Source organism: Streptomyces sp. NPDC058246 (assembly GCF_042881985.1).
Classification (GTDB): Bacteria; Actinomycetota; Actinomycetes; order Streptomycetales; family Streptomycetaceae; genus Streptomyces.
On record NZ_JBHVWZ010000001.1, the window covers coordinates 549,886 to 556,284 of the forward strand.

The following is a 6,399-nucleotide window of genomic DNA, read 5'->3' on the forward strand; positions in this document are numbered from 1 at the left end:
TCTGACGCTGCATCAGAAATAGGACGGCAGAGGTCCGTTGCTGCCCGAGGCACAGCGCACCGTCACATTTCCCTCACCCCGCTGGAGTGCCCTGCCATGTCCCCGAGCGCGGACCCCGCCAGACGTACCGAACCCTCCGCCGCCCCCGGCCCGTCACGGCGCCGGCTGCTCCGCGCCGCGACAGGAGCCGGGCTCGCGCTCGGGGCCGGCCTCCCGGGCCTCGCCGAGGCGGCCGATCTGCCCCTGCTCGGGACGTACGACGTCGTGGTGACCGGTTCCGGAGCGGCGGGGATGACCGCCGCACTGACGGCCGCGAAGCAGGGACTGAGCTGCGTCGTCGTGGAGAAGGCGGCCACCTTCGGAGGCTCGGCGGCACGCTCGGGCGCGGGCATCTGGATCCCGAACAACCCGGTGATCCTCGCCGCCGGTGTCCCCGACACCCCGGCGAAAGCCGCCACCTACCTCGCCGCGGTGGTCGGCCCCGATGTCCCCGCCGACCGTCAACAGGCCTTTCTCGGCCACGGACCCGCCATGATCTCCTTCGTCATGGCGGCCAGCCCGCTCCGCTTCCGCTGGATGGAGGGCTACAGCGACTACTACCCCGAGCTGCCCGGCGGCCTGCCGAACGGCCGCTCCATCGAACCCGACCAGCTCGACGGAAACATCCTCGGCGCCGAACTCGCCCATCTGAACCCCTCGTACATGACGGTCCCGAGCGGCATGGTCGTCTTCAGCGCCGACTACAAATGGCTCACGCTCTCCGCGGTCAGCGCGAAGGGCGCCTCCGTCGCCACCGAGTGCCTCGCCCGCGGCACCAAGGCAGCACTCCTCGGCCAGAAGCCCCTGACGATGGGCCAGTCACTGGCGGCCGGCCTGCGCGCAGGACTGCTCGCCGCGCAGGTGCCGGTATGGCTGAACACCCCGCTGACCGACCTGTACGTGGAGAGCGGAGCCGTCACCGGCGCCGTCGTCACCCGGAACGGCACACCCGGCCTGGTTCGGGCCCGGCGCGGGGTGATCGTCGGCTCCGGCGGATTCGAGCACAACGCGGCCATGCGCGCCCAGTACCAGCGGCAGCCCATCGGCACCGCGTGGACCGTCGGCGCCAAGGAGAACACCGGCGACGGCATCCGGGCGGGGGAGCGGGCCGGCGCCGCGCTCGACCTGATGGACGACGCCTGGTGGGGGCCGGCGATCCCGCTGCCCGACCAGCCCTACTTCTGCCTCGCCGAACGCACCCTGCCCGGCGGGCTGTTGGTCAACGCCGCCGGAGCGCGTTTCGTCGACGAGGCCGCCCCCTACAGCGATGTCGTCCACACCATGTACGAGCGGAACGCCGCCGCGCCCGACATCCCGGCCTGGCTGATCGTCGACCAGAACTACCGCAACCGCTACCTGTTCAAGGACGTCGCGCCGACCTTCACGTTCCCCGACACGTGGTACACCTCCGGCGCGGCGTACAAGGCCTGGACGCTGGACGCCCTGGCCGCCGGCATCGGCGTGCCCGCGGCCGCCCTGCGCACCACCGTCAGCCGCTTCAACAGCCTCGCCCGAAGCGGCAAGGACGCCGACTTCCACCGCGGCGACAGCGCCTACGACCACTACTACACGGACCCCGCGATCCTCCCGAACTCCTGTCTGGCGCCACTGTGGCTCGCCCCCTACTACGCCTTCAAGATCGTCCCGGGCGACCTCGGCACCAAAGGCGGCATGCGCACGGACGCCCGCGCACGCGTGCTGCGCCCGGACGGCTCCGTGATTCCCGGCCTGTACGCGGCGGGGAACGCGAGCGCGGCCGTCATGGGGCACAGCTACGCGGGCGCGGGCTCGACGATCGGTCCGGCGATGACGTTCGGCTACATCGCGGCGTTGGACATCGCGGCGGCGACGGCTTGAAGCCGTGGGCGTGAACCGTCGGCAGCGAGAACCGCGGGAAAAGCATGTGCGCAACAGGTATCCGGTTGACAGGCTGAGATCATGAGTTCTCACCGTGACCCCCACCCCGGCTCCTCCGCCACGCCCCGGGCAACGGACTGGATCAGCACGCCCCTCACCATGGACATCCTGCGTGGCGCCCTGGATCTGGAGCGCACCGAACACGGGGTGCTGCCACACCGGCTGCCGGCCCGGGCCCGCGCCCAGGCCACCGACGGACAGCTGGCCATGGCGGAGTCCCAGCCCTCCGGCGTACGGCTGGTGTTCCGCACGCGGGCCACCGTCGTCGAACTGGACGCACTGCGCACCAAGAACGCCTACGTGGGCGTGCCGTCCCGCCCCGACGGCGTGTACGACCTGCTCGTCGACGGCCGACTGACCGGGCAGGCCAGTGTCACCGGCGGCAACGTGCTGATGCTGGACATGACCACCGGGTCCGCGGAAACCCGGCCGGGCCCGGTCGGCACCGTCCGGTTCTCCGGCCTCCCCGACGGAGTCAAGGACGTCGAGATCTGGCTGCCGTACAACGAGATCACCGAACTGGTCGCGTTGCGCACCGACGCCCCCGTCGAGCCCCTGCCGGACGGAGGCCGCAAGAAGTGGCTGCACCACGGCAGTTCGATCAGCCACGGCTCCGACGCCGCGAGCCCCACCACTACCTGGCCGGCGCTGGCCGCGTCGCTCGGCGGCGTGGAACTGACCAATCTGGGACTCGGTGGCAGCGCCGTGCTCGACCCGTTCACCGCCCGCGCTCTGCGGGACACCCCGGCGGACCTGATCAGCGTCAAGATCGGCATCAATGTGGTCAACGCCGACGTGATGCGCCTGCGCGCCTTCGGCCCCGCGGTGCACGGCTTCCTGGACACCATCCGCGAGGGCCATCCCACCGCTCCGCTGCTGGTGGTGTCGCCCATTCTGTGTCCCATCCATGAGGACACCCCCGGCCCGAGCGTCCCGGACCTCAGCGACATCAGCGCTGGGAAAATCCAGTTCAAGGCCATGGGCGACCCGGCGGAACGGGCCGGCGGGAAGCTGACGCTCAACGTCATCCGGGACGAGCTGGCGCGCATCGTGAAGCAGCGGGCCGCCGACGACCCGCACCTGCACTATCTCGACGGCCGTGCCCTCTATGGCGAGGCGGACTTCGCCGAACTGCCGCTGCCCGACCAGCTCCACCCCGACGCCGCCACACACCGCCGTATCGGCGAACGCTTCGCCGACCTGGCCTTCGGCAGCGGCGGACCGTTCATCGCCGAGCAGGCCTGAGACGCCCGGCGGCAGGCGGCAGGGGGCCGCGCTGTCCGGCCGCGCTCAGGCGCAGGACGGGCACAGCCCGCGGTAGGTGACCTCGACCTCGGAGACCGTGAAACCGAACCGCTCGTCCGCCGGGAGGTCGGCCAGCGGATTGCCGGCCGGGTGGACGTCACGGACCGTGCCGCAGTTGGAGCACACCAAGTGCTGGTGCGGGTGGTGTGCGTTGGGGTCGTAGCGCTTGGCGCGGCCGTCGGTGGAGACCTCTATCACCTCGCCGAGGGAGACCAGTTCGCCCAGGGCGTTGTAGACGGTGGCCCGGGAGATCTCGGGCAGCCGCTGTGCCGCGCGGGCGTGCACCTCGTCGGCCGTGAGATGCACATGGTCGCCGTCGAGGACCTCCGCAACGACACGTCGCTGGGAGGTCATTCGCCAGCCACGCCCGCGCAGTCGCTCCAGCAGGTCACTCATATCGGTTCACCTATTCAGGTTCGGTGGGATACCCCAAGTTTACCGGTGGACATCCGGGTTCCGATTGGATATGGGTTTGGCGCGCTTATTGACTTGGACTCTGTCCATCGTAGGATCAGTTCCGGTGATAGCCAAGGGACAGGAAGACTCTGGTACGGCAGGAGACGGAAACGTGACAAGACCCCCTCCGCGTTGAGGCGATCGCCTCCGGGGTGCGCCGTCGCGTGGGGCCGTTTCCCCCGGTCGCGTCGTGTCGTCGCCACGCCGCCCACAGGGCCGGCGAGGCTCCTGCCGACCGTCTCCGCCGACCGCGGTTCCTCGCTGGAGGAGGCCGAGGTCGTCAACTGGGGCCTGTGTCCCGACCGTTCCACCGCCCGCAGTTCCTGTACAAACGTGATCCGCCCCGTCCGGAAGGATTTCCATGTCCGAGAACCACGACGCAATCGTCACTGACGCGAAGACGGAGGGCGGAGGGGGCTGCCCGGTCGCGCACGGACGCGCCCCGCACCCGACTCAGGGCGGCGGAAACCGCCAGTGGTGGCCGGAGCGGCTGAACCTGAAGATCCTTGCCAAGAACCCCGCCGTGGCCAACCCCCTGGGCGAGGAGTTCGACTACGCCGAGGCGTTCCAGACGCTCGACCTCCCGGCCGTGAAGCGGGACATCGCGGAGGTGCTGACGACCTCCCAGGAGTGGTGGCCCGCCGACTTCGGCCACTACGGCCCCTTCATGATCCGGATGGCGTGGCACAGCGCGGGCACCTACCGCATCAGCGACGGCCGCGGCGGTGCCGGGGCCGGGCAGCAGCGCTTCGCCCCCCTCAACAGCTGGCCGGACAACGGCAACCTCGACAAGGCCCGCCGCCTGCTCTGGCCGGTCAAGAAGAAGTACGGCCAGAGCCTCTCGTGGGCCGACCTGATGATCCTCGCCGGCAACGTCGCCCTGGAGTCGATGGGCTTCGAGACCTTCGGTTTCGCCGGCGGCCGTGCGGACGTCTGGGAGCCCGACGAGGACGTCTACTGGGGTCCCGAGACCACCTGGCTCGGCGACGAGCGCTACACCGGCGACCGTGAGCTGGAGAACCCCCTCGGCGCGGTCCAGATGGGCCTCATCTACGTCAACCCCGAGGGCCCGAACGGCAACCCGGACCCGCTCGCCGCGGCCCGCGACATCCGTGAGACGTTCCGCCGGATGGCGATGAACGACGAGGAGACGGTCGCGCTGATCGCGGGCGGTCACACCTTCGGCAAGACCCACGGCGCGGGCCCGGCGGACCACGTCGGCGACGACCCCGAGGCCGCCTCGATCGAGGAGCAGGGCCTCGGCTGGAAGAACTCCTTCGGCACCGGCAAGGGCGCCGACACGATCACCAGTGGCCTCGAGGTCACCTGGACCAGCACGCCGACCCAGTGGAGCAACGGCTTCTTCCAGAACCTGTTCGGCTACGAGTGGGAGCTGACCACGAGCCCCGCCGGAGCGAACCAGTGGGTGGCGAAGGACGGTGCCGGCGCGGGCACCATCCCGCACGCCCACGATGCGTCGAAGAGCCTGGCCCCGACGATGCTGACGACCGACCTCGCGCTCCGGTTCGACCCGGCCTACGAGCAGATCTCGCGGCGCTTCTACGAGAACCCCGCCGAGTTCGCTGACGCCTTCGCCCGCGCCTGGTTCAAGCTGACCCACCGCGACATGGGCCCGGTCGTGCGCTACCTCGGCCCGGAGGTCCCGGCCGAGACGCTGGTCTGGCAGGACCCGCTGCCCGCGGTGACGCACGAGCTCGTCGACGCCGCGGACATCGCCTCCCTCAAGGGCCAGATCCTCGCCTCGGGCCTGTCGGTGTCCCAGCTGGTGTCCACCGCGTGGGCCTCGGCCTCGTCCTTCCGCGGCAGCGACAAGCGCGGCGGCGCCAACGGCGCGCGCATCCGCCTCCAGCCGCAGAGCGGTTGGGAGGTCAATGAGCCGGACGAGCTGGCGACGGTGCTGCGCACCCTGGAGGGCATCCAGGAGTCCTTCAACGCGGGCCAGAGCGGCGGCAAGCAGATCTCGCTCGCCGACGTCATCGTGCTCGCCGGTGCCGCGGGGGTCGAGAAGGCCGCCAAGGACGGTGGCGTCGACGTCCAGGTTCCGTTCACGCCGGGCCGCGTGGACGCCTCGCAGGAGCAGACCGACGTGGAGTCGTTCGCCGCGCTCGAGCCGACCGCCGACGGGTTCCGCAACTACCTGGGCAAGGGCAACCGGCTGCCGGCCGAGTACCTGCTGATCGACAAGGCGAACCTGCTGAACCTGAGCGCCCCTGAGCTGACGGTTCTCGTCGGTGGCCTGCGCGTCCTGGGCGCGAACTACCAGCAGTCGTCGCTCGGTGTCCTCACCACGACCCCCGGCTCCCTGACCAACGACTTCTTCGTCAACCTGCTCGACCTGGGCACGACGTGGAAGGCGACGTCGGAGGACGCGAACACGTTCGAGGGTCGCGACGCCAGTGGCGAGGTCAAGTGGACCGGCACCCGTGCCGACCTCGTCTTCGGCTCGAACTCCGAGCTGCGCGCGCTCGCCGAGGTCTACGCGAGTGACGACGCCAAGGCGAAGTTCGTGAACGACTTCGTCGCGGCGTGGGTCAAGGTCACGAACCTCGACCGGTTCGACCTCGTCTGATCATGACGTCCGGGTCGGCCCGCGCGGGCCGACCCGGACGCCCACGTTACCACGGATCCAGTCGTCCACGTTCCCACGGATCCAGACGTCCG

General features: G+C 70.3%; 4 protein-coding genes. 3 read left to right on the plus strand and 1 reads right to left on the minus strand.

Annotated elements, in window-relative coordinates:
• Window positions 1–96 precede the first annotated feature (96 nt).
• Window positions 97–1,896 carry a 3-oxosteroid 1-dehydrogenase gene (kstD, locus tag ACFVXA_RS02460; RefSeq protein ID WP_390023514.1) on the plus strand — a complete coding sequence of 600 codons (1,800 nt, stop codon included), beginning with the start codon at window positions 97–99 and terminating at the stop codon, window positions 1,894–1,896.
• Between the two features lie 81 nt (window positions 1,897–1,977).
• Entirely contained in the window at window positions 1,978–3,201 is a 1,224-nt protein-coding gene (locus ACFVXA_RS02465) for a GDSL-type esterase/lipase family protein (RefSeq protein WP_383745713.1), read from the plus strand.
• A gap of 45 nt (window positions 3,202–3,246) precedes the next feature.
• On the opposite strand, the gene ACFVXA_RS02470 is transcribed toward ACFVXA_RS02465, so the two are convergent.
• The gene (locus ACFVXA_RS02470; protein ID WP_362030068.1) at window positions 3,247–3,657 is read right to left on the minus strand and encodes a Fur family transcriptional regulator; all 411 of its coding nucleotides are present in this window, start codon (window positions 3,655–3,657) and stop codon (window positions 3,247–3,249) included.
• Between the two features lie 421 nt (window positions 3,658–4,078).
• Here ACFVXA_RS02470 and katG point away from each other — a divergent pair, with 421 nt between their 5' ends.
• Window positions 4,079–6,307: a catalase/peroxidase HPI gene (gene katG / locus ACFVXA_RS02475; RefSeq protein WP_390023516.1), complete on the plus strand. Its 2,229-nt coding sequence runs from the start codon at window positions 4,079–4,081 to the stop codon at window positions 6,305–6,307.
• Window positions 6,308–6,399 lie beyond the last annotated feature (92 nt).